Source organism: Flavimobilis sp. BM9, from assembly GCF_058313055.1.
Window position 1 is genome coordinate 36,924 of the sequence record NZ_JBZEMO010000001.1, and the last position, 16,347, is coordinate 53,270.

Sequence of the window (16,347 nt, forward strand, 5' to 3'; positions counted from 1 at the left end):
GTCCCCAGCGGCCTGACGGGGTCAGGGCGCGGTGAGCCTGCCGACCACCGTGATCGAGTCGCTGTCCTCGGTCGCGGTCGAGCCGTACGTGACGTAGCCGTTCTGCAGGTCGAGCATCGTCATGCTCGTCTGCGGGAGCTCGTAGACCTTGCCGCTCGCGCGGTGGAACAGCAGCTGTCGCGACTCGGAGTCGTCGTCGCCGACCGCGAGCCCGAGCGTCATCCAGGTCGCGTCGAGCGCGACGGAGGAGATCCTTCCGACGCCGTTCGCCCGGAAGCGCACGAGGCTCGCCCCGTCGACGAGCTCGATGAGGTCTCCCGCCGGGTCGGCGGGCGACGCCTCGCCCTCGGTCGAGAGGTTCTCGCCCTCGACGACGACCTCGCCCTCGAGCGGCTCGCCCTCTGCGGTCTCGTCGTCCTCGCTCAGGCCGTCGTCGATACCTTCCTCGCCCGTGTCGTAGTCGTCAGGGCTCACGCCGCCGTCCTCGGAGTACGGGCTCTGGATGTAGGCGGTGCCGCACTGGATCTCGACGATGCGGTCGGCGGCGGTCGGTGCGGGGATGGCGACGGTCTCCCCTGCGGTCCCGTCAGCGTTCACGAGCTGCCGCGTGACGTCGTCCTCGGCGAACGCGAAGAACGAGAGCTTGCCGGCGGACACGCACTGGTCTGCCGCGACTCCCCACGCGTCCGTCGCGACGACCGCAGGCGCGCCCGAGCCGTCGAGCGGTCGCGAGTAGATCGTCGACAGGTCGTCGCCGTCGAGGCCCTCCCAGTACGCGATCCCGTCCTGGACCGCGACCGAGGCGGCGTACGTGCCTGGGGGCATGCCGCCCGCGCCGGACGCGTCGGCGAGGACGGTGCGCTTCCCGCTCGCGCGGTCGAGCGCGAACACGTAGCCGCCGACGTCCTCGAGCGTCGCGGCGAGCTCCTGCTCGTCCACGGCCTCGACCTCGACGGTCCAGGTCAGGACCTCAGGTGTGAGCTGGCCCGCGACGAGCGTCACCGCCTCCGGCACCGTGTCCTCGACGAGCCACTCGACGTCGCCCGTCGTGAGGTCCAGGATCCCGATCGAGTCGTCGGTGACGCCGTCGCTCGAGCCGGTGAGCAGCACCGTGCCGTCGGCCTGGACGGTGCCGGTGCCTGCGTCGACGTCGGTGCTCACGGGCGTGACGACGCCCTCGGCGATCGCGTCGGGGAAAGCCGCGCGCAGGTCGACCTCGACGGGTGCGGCGGACGTCGTCGGTGCTGGCTCGGGACTCGACGACGTGCATGCCGCGAGTGCGAGCGCGAGGACGGCGAACCCGCCGACAGGACGTGCGAGGCGACGGGCGTGCATGCGAGGCTCCCAGGATCGGTGCGGTCCCGACGAGGTTACAGGGCGGCGCCTCAGTCCTTCGCGTCGGCGTACGACTCGACGACCGCGACGGAGAGGGCGAACTCGACGTCGTCGGGCGACGCGGGGAAGAGCAGGCGCCCCGCCTCTGCTGCGCTCTCCCGCACGGCCTGCGCGACGTCGTCGGCCAGGTCGGCGGGCGCGTGCACGATCACCTCGTCGTGCAGGAAGAACACGAGGTGGGGTCGCTCGACGAGCGGTGCCTCCGGGCGCAGCGCGTGCAGTCGCTCGCGCAGGAGCGCGAGCCAGCACAGCGCCCACTCGGCGGCGGTGCCCTGGACGACGAAGTTGCGCGTGAAGCGGCCGAACGCGCGGGCTCGCGCGGCCTCGGCACCCGCGTCCGCGGGGCGCTCGCGCTCCTCGCCCTCGCCGAGCGGCGCGCCGCCCCCGCCGTCCGGGCGCGGGGAGGTGCGGCCGAGCCACGTCGTGACCTGGCCGCCGCGCTCGCCCACCTCGGCGGCGCGCTCGACGAGCCCGATCGCCGCCGGGAACGCGCGCCGCAGCTGGGGCAGCACCTGACCGGACACCCCCTGCGTCCCGCCGTACATCGCGCCGAGCATCCCGTACTTCGCGTGGGTGCGGCTCTCGACGGCGCCCGTCGCGACGATGCCCTCGTACATGTCGGCGGCGCGGCCTGCACCTGCCATCGCCTCGTCGCCGGACATGGCGGCGAGGATGCGCGGCTCGAGCTGGGCGGCGTCGGCGACGACGAAGCACCACCCCGGATCGGGGCGGACGGCGTCGCGCACCTGGCGGGGGAGCTGGAGGGCGCCGCCGCCGTCGGACGCCCACCGCCCGGTGACGACACCACCGACCACGTAGACCGGCCGGAAGCGGCCGCCGCGCACCCACGAGTCGAGCCAGTGCCACCCGTTCGCGGTCCACAGGCGCGCGAGCTTCTTGTACTCGAGCAGGGGCGGGATCGCAGGGTGGTCGATCTGCGTGAGCTCCCACGAGCGGGTCGACGTCGCGGGGAGGCCTGCGCGGCGCAAGGACCTCAGCACGTCGACGGGGGAGTCAGGGTTGAGCGTCGGGTCGTCGAGCTCGCGGCGCAGCACCGCGGCGAGCGCCTCGAGCCGCGCGGGGCGGAAGCCCTCGGGCGGGCGCGGGCCGAGCAGGTCGGCGAGGAGGGCGTCGTGGACGTCCGGCCGCCACGGCAGGCCCGCGTACGTCATCTCGGCGGCGGCGAGCGCGCCCGCGGACTCGGCGGCCAGCAGGAGGCGGAGCCGGCCCGCGCCGTCTCCGGCCGCCCTGACGGCGTCGAGCTGGGCGACGAGCTCGACGACAGGGTCGAGACGCTCGGCTGCGGGGCTGAGCTCGGCCGCGTCGAACAGCGCGTCCTGCCGTGCGGGCGCCGCGAGCGGCAGCGGGTCGTCCCAGCCGTCCCGGGGCCTCCGTGCGAGCCTGCTCGACGCCGTCGCGGCCGCGTCGCGCAGGATGCGGTGGCACAGGCGCAGGTCGTGGCTGCGCGCGACGTGCACGCCTGCCGCGAGGAGCGGGGGCAGGGCGACCGACGTGTCCGCCCAGGTCCACCGCACGTCGGCCGGCTCGGCGCGCACCGCGGCAGGCAGCTCGTCCGCGGCGACGTCGCGGCGCGCGACGACCTCGCCGCGGCCGGTCACGGACGTGAGCGCGATTCGGTCGCCGTCGGGCGTCCCCACCTGCTCGACCACGATGTGCACGCCCCATCCTCCCGCGTCCCGGACGCTGGCCGGCTCTCACGTGCGCAACGTGCCCGAAACACCCCTTTGCTACTCTCGCCACAGAGGTGCGCTGCGTCCCGGATCGTCCTGTTCACCTGCGGGTCCCTCACCCGCGCGGGGCCCGACCGGCAGCGGCGCGGAGGAGCGCGATGTCCCTGAGCCTGAGCCCCCTCGACGAGCGGCTCGAGGCCGCTGGTGCGCGGTTCACCGACTTTGCAGGGTGGCGGATGCCGCTGCGCTTCACGTCGGAGCTCGCGGAGCACAAGGCGGTGCGCGAGGCGGCCGGAGTGTTCGACCTCAGCCACATGGCGGAGATCCTCGTGACCGGCCCGCACGCGGCAGCGGCGATGGACCACGCGCTCGCAGGCCTGTTCTCCCCGCTCGTCGACGGTCAGGCGCGGTACAGCCTGCTGCTCGCCCCGGACGGCGGGATCCTCGACGACCTGATCGTGTACCGCACGGCACCCGACCGCTTCCTCGTCGTCGCGAACGCGTCCAACCGCGACCTCGTCCGCGACGAGCTGCGGTCACGGTGCCGAGGCGCGGACTGCGAAGTCGACGACGTCACGGACGAGCTCGCGCTCGTCGCCGTCCAGGGCCCGCGCTCGCGGGAGGTCCTCGAGCGGGTCGCCGACCTCGAGGTCGACGGTCTCGAGACGCTGCGCTACTACCGTGCGCTGCCCATGCGGTTCGCCGGTTCTGACGGCCTCGTCGCCCGGACGGGGTACACGGGCGAGGACGGCTTCGAGCTCTACCTCGAGGCGTCGGCGGCCCCCGCGCTGTGGGACGCCGTGCTCGCGGCGGGTGCCGACCTGGGCGCGGTCCCCGCCGGGCTCGCGGCGCGCGACACGCTCCGGCTCGAGGCAGGCATGCCGCTCTACGGCAACGAGCTCACCGGGCAGGTGCACCCCGCGCAGGCCGGGCTCTCCCGGTCGGTACCGGTCGCCCGCAAGGGCGAGTTCGTCGGTCGCGAGGCGGTCCTCGCGGGCCCGCCGGCCGATGCCCGCCAGCTCGTCGGTCTCGTCGGCGAGGGGCGCCGCGCCCCACGGGCGGGCACCGCGATCTTCGACGGCGACACGGTCGTCGGGGAGGTCACGTCCGGCGCGCTCTCGCCGACGCTCGGGCACCCGATCGCGCTCGCCTACGTCGACCCGGCCCTGACCGACCCTGGGCTACCGCTCGAGGCGGACGTGCGCGGCACGCGCGTCCCCGTCACCGTCAGCACGCTCCCGTTCTACTCCCGGAAGGAATCCTGATGACCATCCCCGCAGACCTGAGGTACACGGCCGAGCACGAGTGGGTCGCCGTCGTCGACGGGCAGGTGCGTGTGGGGGTCACGGCGCACGCCGCGACCGAGCTCGGTGACATCGTCTTCGTCGAGCTGCCCGAGCCGGGCACGCGGGTCGTCGCCGGTCACGTGGCGGGGGAGATCGAGTCGACCAAGTCCGTCTCCGAGCTGTTCGCGCCGATCGACGGGGAGATCGTCGAGATCAACACCGCGGTCGTCGACGACCCGGCGCTCGTCAACGCCGACGCGTACGCCGCGTGGCTCTACGTCGTCGCCCCCGACGACCCGGCGACGATCGACTCGCTGCTCGACGCCGCCGCGTACGCCTCGCTCGTCGGCGCCTGAGGCGGCGCCCGCGATGACGTCAGGTTTCGTCGACCGTCACGTCGGGACCGACGCGACGGACCAGCGCCGCATGCTCGCCGCCGTCGACCCGGGCCTCACGTCGCTCGACGCGCTGGTCGAGCGCGCGGTCCCGGGCGCTGTCCTGCACGCGGACGCCGACCCCCTCGCGTCTGCGCTGCCCGCACCGGCCGACGAGCGCGAGACGCTCGCAGAGCTGGCCGCGCTCGCAGCCGCGAACCGCGTGCGCCGGTCCTTCCTCGGCATGGGCTATCACGGCACGATCACGCCGGCGGCGATTCGCCGCGGGATCCTCGAGGCGCCCGGCTGGTACACGGCGTACACGCCGTACCAGCCGGAGATCTCCCAGGGGCGCCTCGAGGCGCTCCTCAACTTCCAGACGATGGTCGCGGACCTCACGGGGCTCGCGACGGCGAACGCGTCGATGCTCGACGAGGGCACCGCCGTCGTCGAGGGCATGCTGCTCGCTCGCCGCGCCGCGCGCCCGGCCGTGCCGACCGACGTGTTCCTCGTCGACGTCGACGCCCTGCCGCAGACGCGCGCACTGCTCGCGCACCGCGCCGAGGCCGTCGGCATCGAGGTCGTCGAGGTGCCGCTCGCGGACGTGGCACACGAGGACCTGCCGCCCGCGTTCGGCGTGCTCGTCCAGCATCCCGGCGCGTCGGGCCGGCTCTGGGACCCGTCCGCCGTCGCAGACGCCGTGCACGCGCGCGGCGGTCTCGTCGTCGCCGCAGCGGACCTGCTCGCGCTCACCCTCGTGCGCGCCCCGGGCGAGCTCGGCGCGGACGTCGCGGTGGGCACCACCCAGCGCTTCGGCGTGCCGCTCGGCTACGGCGGCCCGCACGCCGGCTACATGGCTGTGCGCGCGGGCCTCGAACGGCAGCTCCCAGGCCGCCTCGTCGGGGTGTCCAAGGACGCCGACGGCGCCCCCGCGTACCGCCTGAGCCTCCAGACCCGCGAGCAGCACATCCGCCGCGAGAAGGCGACGAGCAACATCTGCACCGCGCAGGTCCTCCTCGCGGTCGTCGCCTCGATGTACGCCGTGCACCACGGCCCGGACGGGCTCGCCCGCATCGCGTGCGCCGTCCACGACCGCACGGTGCGGCTCGCCCGCGCGCTCGGTGACGCCGTCGTGCACCGCGACGTCGTCGACACGCTCGCCGTGCGCCTGCCCGGCCGCGCGGCGCAGGCCGTCGCCGCGGCCGCCGAGCGCGACCTCCTGCTCTGGCTCGTCGACGACGACACGCTCCAGGTGACGCTCGACGAGACGACGACGGACGCCGAGGTCGATCTCCTCGCGGAGATCCTCACCACGCACGGTGCCGCACCCGCCGCAGACGGAACGCCCGACGTCGGCATCCCTGCCGCGCTGCGCCGCACGAGCGACTACCTCACTCATTCCGTGTTCCGCACGCACCGCTCCGAGACGAGCCTCGTGCGGTACATGCGTGCGCTCGAGGACAAGGACTACGCGCTCGACCGCGGCATGATCCCGCTCGGCTCGTGCACGATGAAGCTCAACTCGGCGGTCGAGATGACGCCCGTGACATGGCCCGCGTTCGCCGACCTGCACCCGTTCGCACCGCCGCAGGACGCCGCCGGGACGCTCGCGCTCGTCGCCGACCTCGAGCGGTGGCTCGCCGACCTGACCGGCTACGCCGCGGTGAGCCTGCAGCCCAACGCTGGCAGCCAGGGCGAGCTCGCCGGGCTCCTCGCGGTGCGCGAGTACCACCGCTCCCGCGGCGACGCGGCACGCACCGTGTGCCTCATCCCGTCGTCGGCGCACGGCACGAACGCGGCCAGCGCCGTCCTCGCGGGGCTGCGCGTCGTCGTCGTCGCGTGCGACGAGACCGGCAGCATCGACCTCGACGACCTGCGCGCCAAGGTCGCGGAGCATGGGGACGACCTCGCCGCGATCATGGTCACCTACCCGTCGACGCACGGCGTCTACGAGGACACGATCACCGAGGTGCGCGACGTCGTGCACGCGGCGGGCGGTCAGGTGTACGTCGACGGCGCGAACCTCAACGCGCTGCTCGGCCACGTCCGCCTCGGCGACCTGGGCGACGTCTCCCACCTCAACCTGCACAAGACGTTCTGCATCCCCCACGGCGGGGGCGGCCCCGGCGTCGGCCCGGTCGCGGTGCGCGAGCACCTCGCTCCCTTCTTGCCGGGGCACCCGCTCGACCCGCGCTCCGCCGCGCTCACGAACGACGACGGTCCGGCGCACCGCCGGATCGTGTCCGCCGCGCCGCTCGGCAGCCCGCTCGTCCTGCCGATCACGTGGGCGTACCTGCGGATGATGGGCACGGACGGGCTGCGGCACGCCACCGCGTCGGCCGTGCTCGGTGCGAACTACCTCGCGGCGCGGCTGCGCGACCACTTCCCCGTGCTCTACACGGGCGAGGGCGGCCTCGTCGCGCACGAGTGCATCCTCGACCTGCGGCCCCTGCGGGCCGCGACGGGCATCACCGTCGACGACGTCGCGAAGCGGCTCGTCGACTACGGCTTCCACGCACCCACCGTGTCCTTCCCCGTCGCGGGGACGCTCATGGTCGAGCCGACCGAGAGCGAGGACCTCGCCGAGCTCGACCGCTTCGTCGACGCGATGGTCGCGATCCGCGCGGAGGCCGACGCCGTCGCGGAGGGCCGGTGGCCTGCCGACGACAACCCGCTCGTGCACGCGCCCCACACTGCGGCGAGCGTCGTCGAGGAGTGGACGCACCCGTACCCGCGCGACCTCGCGGTGTTCCCGGCGCCAGGACAGCGCGGCGCCAAGTACTGGCCGCCCGTGCGCCGCATCGACCAGGCGTACGGCGACCGGAACCTGGTGTGCGCGTGCCCGCCACCGGAGGCGTTCGTGTGAGCCCTGTCCTCGTGCCGGACGCGGTAGCCTTGGGGGCATGACGACGCACGCATGGTGGTGGCTGCCCGCGCAGCCGTGACCGTCCGTGTCCCCGAGCTGCTCGCCGCAGCCGGGCCCGCGCCTCGGTCGCGGGGGCGGCGCCCGATCCCAGGAGCCCGCACACATGAGTGAAGCACCCATCTCGACCCTCGAGGCCGCCCGCGCGCGCAGCGCCCAGGTCGAGGAGCAGATCGCCAAGGACCCCTCGCAGTTCCGCGTGCTCACGGGTGAGCGGCCTACCGGGTCGCTGCACATCGGCCACTACTTCGGGACGATCGCCAACCGCGTCCGGCTGCAGACGGCGGGCGTCGAGACGATCCTGATCCTCGCCGACTACCAGGTCATCACCGACCGTGACGTCATGGGCGACCTGCGCGGGACGGTCCGCGAGATCATGCTCGACTACCTCGCGAGCGGCATCGACCCTGAGAAGACGACGATCTTCACGCACTCCGCGGTGCCGGCGCTCAACCAGCTCATGCTGCCGTTCCTCTCGCTCGTGTCCGTCTCCGAGCTCGAGCGCAACCCCACGGTCAAGGCTGAGACGGCGGCGACGGGCGGGCGCGCGATGAGCGGCCTCATGCTCACGTACCCCGTGCACCAGGCTGCGGACATCCTGTTCTGCCACGGCAACCTCGTGCCCGTGGGCCAGGACCAGCTGCCGCACCTCGAGATGACGCGCACGATCGCGCGCCGGTTCAACCAGCGGTACGCGGGCGGGGAGCAGTACTTCCGCGAGCCTGAGGCGCTCCTCGCACCGACCCCGACGATCCTCGGGACCGACGGCACGAAGATGAGCAAGTCGCGCGGCAACACGCTCATGCTGTCCGCGACGGCGGACGAGACCGCGAAGTGGGTCAAGCGCGCGAAGACCGACGCGGAGCGCACGATCACGTACGACCCGGAGGGACGCCCCGAGGTGGCGAACCTGCTCGGCCTGCTGTCCCTCACGAAGGGCGAGGACCCCGAGGTCGCCGCCGCACGCATCGGCGACGGCGGTGCGGGCACGCTCAAGCGCGAGGTCACCGAGGCGCTCGTCGAGTACCTGCGGCCGATCCGCGAGCGGCGCGCCCAGCTCGCCGCGCACGGCGACGACGTGCTCGAGATGCTCGCCCGCGGCAACGAGCGCGCGAACGAGCTCGCGGACGCGACCCTCGACGACGTCCGCCGGCTCATGGGGACGACCTACTGATCGACGGCTGACGGTCGGCGGGCCTGTCTGACGGGACCCGCCGACCGCGCGGTCGGCGACCGCCCTCGCAGTACCCGCCTCTTCCCCGCCGTCGCCCCGGCCGATAGCGTGAGCGTGCCGGCGCTTCGCTGGCCTGAGCAGGGGGAACACATGCGACGAGGAATGAGGACCGGCATCGCCGTGCTCGCGCTGAGCGCGCTCGCGGCCTGCACCGCCGAGCAGCCAGCCGCGAGCCCGGGGGTGACCACGCCGCCTGCGGGCGTCGAGTCGCCGGCAGTCACGACGCCCGCTCCCGAAGAGCCGATCCTCGCCTGGGCGGACGGGACACCGGTCGACGGTCCGACCATCGACATCGACGACGCGGTGGACGTGCGCCTCGGCGAGGGGGTCACGCTCGTGTCCGAGCTGACGGTGGCCGAGGGCTGGCGACCGACGATCTCCGACCTGCGACCTGACGGGACGTATCTCGCCGTCGACCTCGAGGGTGACGCGAGCCCGGGCGGTGGACCGGACGGGTACGGGCCCCTCCGCCTCGTCGGTGCGCACGGGACGACGACGCTCCGCTCGCCAGGGTGGGAAGTCTCAGGGATGGTCGACCCCGGCGTGCTCGCAAGGTTCGTCGACGGGGGCGTCGCGTGGGTCGAGCGGTCGGTCGAGGGCCCGTGGCGCCTGCTCTACGCGCCCGACGGCGAGGACGAGGGCCGCGTGGTCGCTGAAGGGGACGGTGCCGAGGACGACGTGCGTGCGCTCGGCCGGTCCGCTGCGTACGACGACCGCGGTGGCGCGGTCGGCTGGGACGGGACGCGGGTCCCGCGGTCGTCTGACGCGCCGGACGTGTGGGTCACCCCGGGTGGGGACGACCTCCTGGTGAACAGCTGCACGGACGACGGCTGCGAGGTCAGCGTCGAGAACCCGGAGGGCAGCAGCACGCCGCTCGTCCGTGCTCGCGGCAGCGTCTTCGTCAGAGCGGCGGACGAGCGGCACGTCGTGGTCCAGGTCGCCGTCGGCGAGGATGACGCCCAGGTGTGGGTGCTCGACCGGACGGCACGCACGGCCGTCCTGCTGGCCGGCGCGGATCCCTACGAGCCCGGTCTGGACGACGGCCGGGTCCTGATGACGGGCGAGTCCATGGATGCGGAGGGGGAGCACGAGCTGTTCCTGGTCGACGTCGTCGAGCAGCGGTCCGAGCGTCTGCCGGTCGATCGGCTGGCGCTGGGTCTTTCGCTCGCTGGTGATCTCGTCGCTTGGACGGCCTCCGGTCCTGCTGGGGCGGACGGGGTCGGTGGCGCCGTCCTGAGCTGGCCGCACCCCGACTGACGGGTGAGGCCGCGCCTGACCGCCGGCGGCTAGGCTCCGCCGCGGTCGGCGGGCAGGTCCTGGCCCGTCATCACGCCGGCGTCGATCGCGTCGACCTGCTCGCGGCGCGCTCCTGAGCGACGCTCCTTCGCCCCGTCGTGCTCGATGCGGAACAGCTCGGCGTCGTCGTCCGCGACGGGCGCGCGCAGAAGCGAGAGCGTGGCCCAGCCGCGCGCGACGAGCCCGGCGTCGCTCTGCGGCTCCTTCGACATGTCCGTCCCCGTGTAGGTGAGCGTCAGGTGGCCGTGATCCACCTCCTTGATGCGGGCGTGGACCATGCCGAAGCTCGCGAGGGGAGCCTGGCGGATGCCGAGCACCTGCTCGACCGGACGGTCCGGCACGTTGACGTTGAGCACCCGGGTCGGGTCGGGGTTCTCGAGGAGCCACCGCAGGGCGTGCTCGACGACATACCCGGCGGTGTCCCAGTGCGTCGGGTCGGCCGAGTTGAGCGAGACGGCCATCGCTAGCATGCCGTGCGTCGAGGCGGACAGGGCGGCGCCGACCGTCCCGGAGTGCAACGTCGCGTGCCCCGTGTTGGCGCCCCGGTTGATGCCGGACAGGACGAGGTCGGGCGGCGGGCCGAAGCCGCCGTGCGCGGCGACGAGCGTGATGAGGGCGGGCGTAGCGCGCACCCCGAACGACTCGACGCCGTCGGGAAGGCCGGGAGGTGAGCGTCGCTCGACGATGAGCCGACCGTCGTCCTCGGTGCCCATGAGCGCGGCGCTCGCCCCTGAGGACTCGCGGCGGGGTGCCGCGACGACCACCTCGTAGCCCTCGGCCGCGGCGCGCTCGGCGAGCACGGTGAGCCCAGGGGAGTCGATCCCGTCGTCGTTCGTGATGAGGGCGCGCACGCCAACCTCCTCGCGTCGTCGTCCCTCCACCCTGCCGCGCTCGCGGGCACGCCGCACCCGGGCGGGTCAGTCGAGCAGGTCGACCCGCACCTGCTGGGCGTACCGCTCGATCTGCTCGCGGCGTCCGGTCCCCAGCCCACGGCGGGTGACGTTGAGCGCGCCTGCGGCCGCGCCGAGCTGCGCGGCTGTCGCGAGGCTCTCCCCGCGGCCGAGCCCGACGGCGATCCCGGCGGTCATCGAGTCGCCGGCACCGCGGTGGTCGACGGTCGTGATCGGCGGCGTGGTCACGGTCGCGACGCTCTCGCCGGTGACGACGAGGGCGGGCTCGTGGGCACGGGACAGCACGACGCCGCCCAGCCCGTCCGCGACGAGCCCCTCGGCGGCGGTGCGCAGGGAGTTCAGCGTGTCGTCGTCGGCGAAGCCACCCTCGACCATCTCTTCGTGGCTGATCTTGAGGATGACCCCGTCGACGTCCATCACGGCTTTCGCCTGCCCCCGGGACAGGTCGGCGACGACGATCCGACCCGCCGCGCGCAGGTCGTGGGCGAGCCGCCCGAAGAACGACGGCGGGACGTTGCTGCTCTCCTCGGTCCCGGTGAGGACGCACACGTCAGCGTCGAGCGACGCGACAAGGACCGTGCCGTACAGGTCGTCGAGGCAGTGACGGTCGAGCAGCGGGGACGGCATGCGGGCGATCTCGCGGCGCTCGCCGTCGCGCCGGTCGTGGACGTACGCGCCGTTCGAGGGGCCCGTGGTGGTCCGCACGTCGAAGCTCTCCTGCTCGGCGAGATGAGCGAGGACCGAGCCCGTCTCCCCGCCGAAGGGCCCGCACACGGTCACCGTCGCGCCGAGCGACGCCGCCATGCGCGAGATCCACAGGCCTTGGCCGCCTGCGTGGACGTGAACCTCGGGGACGTCGACCTCGTGGCCGCTCGCCTCGATCGTCACGGTGAGCAGCGGCTCCGCCGCGAGGACGCACAGACGAGGGGCGGCATCGTCCGAGCGGCTGGTCTCCATGACTGAGGTTAGGGCTGACCAGGGATGTCCCGCACGCCGGGGGGCGAGGCCGTCACGTCCATGAGCCGCGACCGGATGAGGAACCTCTTGCCCTCGGGCGCCTCGACGGAGAACCCGGCGCCACGCCCGGGGACGGCGTCGACCGTGAGGTGGGTGTGGCTCCAGTACTCGAACTGCTCGGCGGACATCCAGAAGTCGACGGCCTGCCGCGCCGCGCCCTCCTCGGCGATGTCGAACGTGCCGAGGAGGACGTCGGCGTCCGACGTCAGGAAGTCGCCCGCCGGGTAGCACATGGGTGAGCTGCCGTCGCAGCAGCCGCCGGACTGGTGGAACATGAGCGGTCCGTGCTTGTCCCAGAGCATCCGCAGGAGGGCGAGCGCCTCGTCCGTGAGGGCGACCCGCGACTGCGTCTCCCCGGGGATGACGACCTGCGCGTCGATCGGCATGACGGGCCGGTCTAGAAGAAGCCGAGGGCGTTGTCGGAGAAGCTCACCAGCAGGTTCTTGGTCTGCTGGTAGTGGCTCAGCGCGAGCTTCGAGTTCTCGCGTCCGATGCCCGAGCTCTTGTAGCCGCCGAACGCCGCGCCCGCGGGGTACGCGTGGTAGTTGTTCACCCAGACGCGTCCCGCCTGGATGGCGCGGCCAGCGCGGTACGCGGTGTTGCCGTTGCGGGACCACACGCCGGCACCGAGCCCGTAGAGCGTGTCGTTCGCGAGCGAGATCGCGTCGTCGAAGTCCTCGAAGCTCGTCACGGCGACGACCGGACCGAAGATCTCCTCCTGGAAGACACGCATCTTGTTCTGGCCCTCGAAGATGGTCGGCGCGACGTAGTAGCCGTCCGTGAGGTCGCCGCCGAGGTCGACGCGCTCACCGCCGAGGAGCAGCTTCGCGCCCTCCTGCTTGCCGATGTCGATGTACGACAGGATCTTCTCGAGCTGGTCGTTGGAGGCCTGCGCGCCGACCTGGGTGTCCGTGTCGAGCGGGTTGCCCTGCACGATCCGCTTGGTGCGGTCGATCGCGTCCGACAGGAACGTGTCGTAGATGCTCTTCTGGATGAGCGAGCGGCTCGGGCAGGTGCACACCTCGCCCTGGTTGAACGCGAAGAGCACGAACCCTTCCTGGGCCTTGTCGTAGTACGAGTCGTTCTGGGCGGCGACGTCCTCGAAGAACAGGTTCGGGCTCTTGCCGCCGAGCTCGACCGTCGAGGGGATGAGGTTCGCGGAGGCGTACTGCAGGATCAGGCGCCCGGTCGTCGTCTCGCCCGTGAAGGCGATCTTGCGGATGCGCTTGGACGAGGCGAGCGGCTTGCCCGCCTCGAGGCCGAACCCGTTGACGACGTTGACGACGCCCGGCGGCAGGATGTCACCGATGAGCTCGATGAGGACGAGGATCGACACGGGTGTCTGCTCGGCGGGCTTGAGCACGACGGCGTTGCCGGCGGCGAGCGCGGGTGCGAGCTTCCAGGTCGCCATGAGCAGCGGGAAGTTCCACGGGATGATCTGCCCGACGACGCCGAGCGGCTCGGCGTAGTGGTAGGCGACCGTGTCGCCGTCGAGCTCGGTGAACTCGCCCTCCTGCGCGCGGATGACGGATGCGAAGTAGCGGAAGTGGTCGGCGGCGAGCGGCAGGTCGGCGTTGAGCGGTTCGCGGATCGCCTTGCCGTTGTCCCAGGTCTCGGCGACGGCGAGCAGCTCGCGGTTGGCGTCGATGACGTCGGCGACCTTGTTGAGGATCGCGGCGCGCTCGGTCGCGCTCGTGCGGCCCCACGCGGGTGCCGCCTTGTGGGCGGCGTCGAGCGCAGCCTCGATGTCCTCGGCAGTCCCGCGGGCGACCTCGGCGAACGGCTTGCCCGTGACGGGTGAGACGTCCTCGAAGTACTGGCCCTGGACGGGGCGTACCCATTCGCCGCCGATCCAGTGCTCGTAGCGGGGCTTGAAGGTGATGAGGCTGTCGGGGCTGCCGGGGGCGGCATACACGGTCATGGTGGCTCCTTCGACGTCGTTGTCTGTGAGCGCCTCGGGGGAGGCTCGTCCCTGACGGTAGGTCGGCGAAGGTTGCGCCCGGTTGCATCGCAGGACGTTCGTCCCTTGCGTGGTGGATCGACGGTCGGGTCCGCGCGGAGCGGCGACGGGCAGAACGCGACGAGGCGGCGTCGACCGGAGGGTCGACGCCGCCTCGTCGGGGCGCGTGCTGCTCAGACCGTGGGCGGGTTGCCCGCCGGCGGGACCTGGTGCTCCACGTCGTGCTTCTCGACGTACGCCGTGTGGCTCGTGTTCCGGCGCTGCGACTGCATCGCGAACGCGAGGATCAGGGCGAGCGCACCCGCCGCCATGAGGATGTAGCCGATGATGTTGATGTTGAAGACTTCCCACGCGTCGGGGCTGACCCCGAACGACAGGACTGCGCCGAGCGCGATGAGGAAGATGCCTCCGCCGATACCCATGACTGCTCCGTTTCGTGGGACTGACTGTTCACTCGAGTGTCAGCGGGGTCGGGGCGCACCGCATCCCGGGGTAGGTGATCCCACCCTGGTGGGGTGACGCATATCACGACAATTCCCGATTCACCCGCCCTTGGTGGGACGTTTCCCCCTGCCGAAGACGTGTGAGACGTCTACTGTGAGTTGGAGAGCGAGCGCTGACGCGTGTCGGCTCATCGGGGATGCAAGGAATTCGGGGAGTGACATGAACGAGGGCAACGTCGTGCCCATCCAGCAGGCGCTCGTGCGCCGCGCCGACGGTATGGGGCGTCCAGTCTCGCGCCGCAGGTCGGCCGCGCTGAGCCGTTCGCGGATCGCTGCGGACGCGGCGCTCTTCAACGCCGCCAGCGTGCTCGAGGCCTCGCTCGGGGAACCCCGGCTCGTCGCCTCGCGCAGCTACCCCCGCAAGCGCCTGGGCTGACTCGCGCTGCCCGCCCGGACCCGCCTCGTGCGGCCCGTCTCTTGTCGACGCACCCGCCCTGTCCCGGTCGTGAGCGCAGCGTCCAGCTCTTCGAGCCTCGCGACGATCGCAGACCGCCGCGGTGACCGCGGCGGCAAGAGCCGCAAGCACGCGAGCCACACCTCGACGTCGTCGGCGCCGTCGCTCGTCCGCGCGAACGCGAGCAGGGTGTCGACGCTCGCGCCCGCCAGCAGCGACTCGCGCAGCTGAGCCCGCACCGTCTCGCGCAGGTGCGCCGTGCCCGGCGACTCCGACGCAGGCAGCACCGGGCCCGGGTACGCCGCGAGCGCGATGCGGTGCGCGCCACGCTCGAGGAACGCGAGCACCTGGTGCGCGTCGACGTCGAGCCGGCCGCCCAGGCGGTACGGTCGCGCGAGCGGGCCCAGGTGTGGCGCCACGCCGCGCAGAGCGCGCCGCAGCCGCACCATCTCGGCGCGCAACGTCACGACCGCGTCGTCCCGCCCGTAGACGGCGTCCGCGAGCTCCGTCGCCGGCAGTCCTTCCGGCCGGTCCGCGAGCACCGTGAGGATCTCGGCGTGCCGCTGCGACAGGCGCACCTCGCCAGCCGACGAGCGCAGCACGCCGTCGTCCCGGCCGAGGATCGCGAGCACGGGCGACGGACGGTGCGGCGTCGGTCCGGTCCCGCGCAGCGTCGGCGTGGCAGACAGCTCGACCGGTGCCGCAGCGAGCGCGGGGATCGGCGCGCGCCCGCGCTCGATCAACGCGAGCTCCGCCTCGACGGCTGCAGCCGTCGCCTCGAGCAGCGGCAGCGTCACAGGGGCGACGGCCGCCTCGCCGCCGGTGACGTCGAGGACCCCGAGCAGCGTGCCCGTCGCACGGTCGCGCAGCGGCACGGCCGAGCACGACCACGGGTGCACCAGCCGCGCGAAGTGCTCCTCGCCGCGGATCTGCACCGCCCGCCCGAGGGCGAGAGCCGTCCCCGGGGCGCTCGTGCCCACAGCGCGCTCCGACCAGTCAGCGCCTTCCTGGAACGCGATCGCCTCAGCCCGGCGACGCAGCCGACGGTCGCCGTCGACCCACAGCAGCCGACCTGCGTGGTCGCCGATCGCGACGATCAGTCCCGCGTCCGTGGCGTGCTGGACGAGCAGGCGGTCGATGATCGGGCGTGCCGCCACGAGCGGGTGCTCGTCGCGGTAGGCGCGCAGCTCGTCGTCCGCGACGTCGACGACGCCCGGCACGGCATCCGGGTCGAGCGCGAACCCCCGCGAGCGGCGCCACGACTCCGCGACGACGCGACGCAGGGGCGCGTGGTCGTTCGTCTCCGCACCGAGGCCCACGCGGCTCCTTCCGATCGTCGTTGGTCGGTGCGGCGAGGCTAACA

The 16,347-nt window shown here is 73.0% G+C and carries 14 protein-coding genes; 6 read left to right on the forward strand and 8 right to left on the reverse strand.

Going from position 1 to position 16,347, the window contains the following annotated elements; all coding sequences use genetic code 11:
• Positions 1-21: 21 nt before the first annotated feature.
• Both AC4F3Q_RS00195 and AC4F3Q_RS00200 read right to left on the reverse strand, forming a co-directional pair.
• Positions 22-1,335 (reverse strand): hypothetical protein, encoded by a 1,314-nt coding sequence (locus tag AC4F3Q_RS00195; RefSeq protein ID WP_491038262.1) that lies wholly within the window; start codon positions 1,333-1,335, stop codon positions 22-24.
• 50 nt (positions 1,336-1,385) lie between these two features.
• Positions 1,386-3,074 (reverse strand): bifunctional 3'-5' exonuclease/DNA polymerase, encoded by a 1,689-nt coding sequence (locus AC4F3Q_RS00200; protein ID WP_491038263.1) that lies wholly within the window; start codon positions 3,072-3,074, stop codon positions 1,386-1,388.
• Positions 3,075-3,244: 170 nt separating this feature from the next.
• On the opposite strand from AC4F3Q_RS00200, the gene gcvT reads away from it, so the two are divergent.
• The 5 genes from gcvT to AC4F3Q_RS00225 all read left to right on the forward strand — a co-directional run bounded on the left by gcvT (position 3,245) and on the right by AC4F3Q_RS00225 (position 10,160).
• Positions 3,245-4,351 carry a glycine cleavage system aminomethyltransferase GcvT gene (gcvT, locus tag AC4F3Q_RS00205; protein WP_491038264.1) on the forward strand — a complete coding sequence of 369 codons (1,107 nt, stop codon included), beginning with the start codon at positions 3,245-3,247 and terminating at the stop codon, positions 4,349-4,351.
• Positions 4,348-4,728 carry a glycine cleavage system protein GcvH gene (gcvH, locus tag AC4F3Q_RS00210; protein WP_434060841.1) on the forward strand — a complete coding sequence of 127 codons (381 nt, stop codon included), beginning with the start codon at positions 4,348-4,350 and terminating at the stop codon, positions 4,726-4,728. The genes gcvT and gcvH overlap by 4 nt, the downstream gene beginning before the upstream one ends.
• 13 nt (positions 4,729-4,741) lie before the next feature.
• Positions 4,742-7,612, forward strand: a complete 2,871-nt coding sequence (gene gcvP, locus AC4F3Q_RS00215) for an aminomethyl-transferring glycine dehydrogenase (protein ID WP_491038265.1) — start codon at positions 4,742-4,744, stop codon at positions 7,610-7,612.
• Positions 7,613-7,775: 163 nt separating this feature from the next.
• Entirely contained in the window at positions 7,776-8,843 is a 1,068-nt protein-coding gene (gene trpS / locus AC4F3Q_RS00220) for a tryptophan--tRNA ligase (RefSeq protein ID WP_491038266.1), read from the forward strand.
• Positions 8,844-8,993: 150 nt separating this feature from the next.
• Complete coding sequence (locus AC4F3Q_RS00225) at positions 8,994-10,160, forward strand: hypothetical protein (RefSeq protein ID WP_491038267.1); 1,167 nt, start codon at positions 8,994-8,996, stop codon at positions 10,158-10,160.
• A 29-nt stretch (positions 10,161-10,189) separates the two neighbouring features.
• On the opposite strand, the gene surE is transcribed toward AC4F3Q_RS00225, so the two are convergent.
• The 5 genes from surE to AC4F3Q_RS00250 form a co-directional block, all read right to left on the reverse strand.
• Positions 10,190-11,050, reverse strand: a complete 861-nt coding sequence (surE, locus tag AC4F3Q_RS00230; protein ID WP_491038268.1) for a 5'/3'-nucleotidase SurE — start codon at positions 11,048-11,050, stop codon at positions 10,190-10,192.
• A 66-nt stretch (positions 11,051-11,116) separates the two neighbouring features.
• The gene (locus tag AC4F3Q_RS00235; protein WP_491038269.1) at positions 11,117-12,067 is read right to left on the reverse strand and encodes a PfkB family carbohydrate kinase; all 951 of its coding nucleotides are present in this window, start codon (positions 12,065-12,067) and stop codon (positions 11,117-11,119) included.
• Positions 12,068-12,075: 8 nt separating this feature from the next.
• The gene (locus AC4F3Q_RS00240; protein WP_491038270.1) at positions 12,076-12,513 is read right to left on the reverse strand and encodes a DUF779 domain-containing protein; all 438 of its coding nucleotides are present in this window, start codon (positions 12,511-12,513) and stop codon (positions 12,076-12,078) included.
• An 11-nt stretch (positions 12,514-12,524) separates the two neighbouring features.
• Complete coding sequence (exaC, locus tag AC4F3Q_RS00245; protein ID WP_491038271.1) at positions 12,525-14,048, reverse strand: acetaldehyde dehydrogenase ExaC; 1,524 nt, start codon at positions 14,046-14,048, stop codon at positions 12,525-12,527.
• A gap of 212 nt (positions 14,049-14,260) precedes the next feature.
• Complete coding sequence (locus tag AC4F3Q_RS00250; RefSeq protein WP_491038272.1) at positions 14,261-14,509, reverse strand: DUF6458 family protein; 249 nt, start codon at positions 14,507-14,509, stop codon at positions 14,261-14,263.
• Between the two features lie 241 nt (positions 14,510-14,750).
• Between AC4F3Q_RS00250 and AC4F3Q_RS00255 the strand changes: the two genes are divergently transcribed.
• Positions 14,751-14,966 (forward strand): hypothetical protein, encoded by a 216-nt coding sequence (locus AC4F3Q_RS00255; RefSeq protein WP_491038273.1) that lies wholly within the window; start codon positions 14,751-14,753, stop codon positions 14,964-14,966.
• On the opposite strand, the gene AC4F3Q_RS00260 is transcribed toward AC4F3Q_RS00255, so the two are convergent.
• Positions 14,942-16,303: a GAF domain-containing protein gene (locus AC4F3Q_RS00260; RefSeq protein WP_491038274.1), complete on the reverse strand. Its 1,362-nt coding sequence runs from the start codon at positions 16,301-16,303 to the stop codon at positions 14,942-14,944. The two genes, AC4F3Q_RS00255 and AC4F3Q_RS00260, sit on opposite strands and share 25 nt — an antisense overlap.
• Between the last annotated feature and the right edge of the window lie 44 nt (positions 16,304-16,347).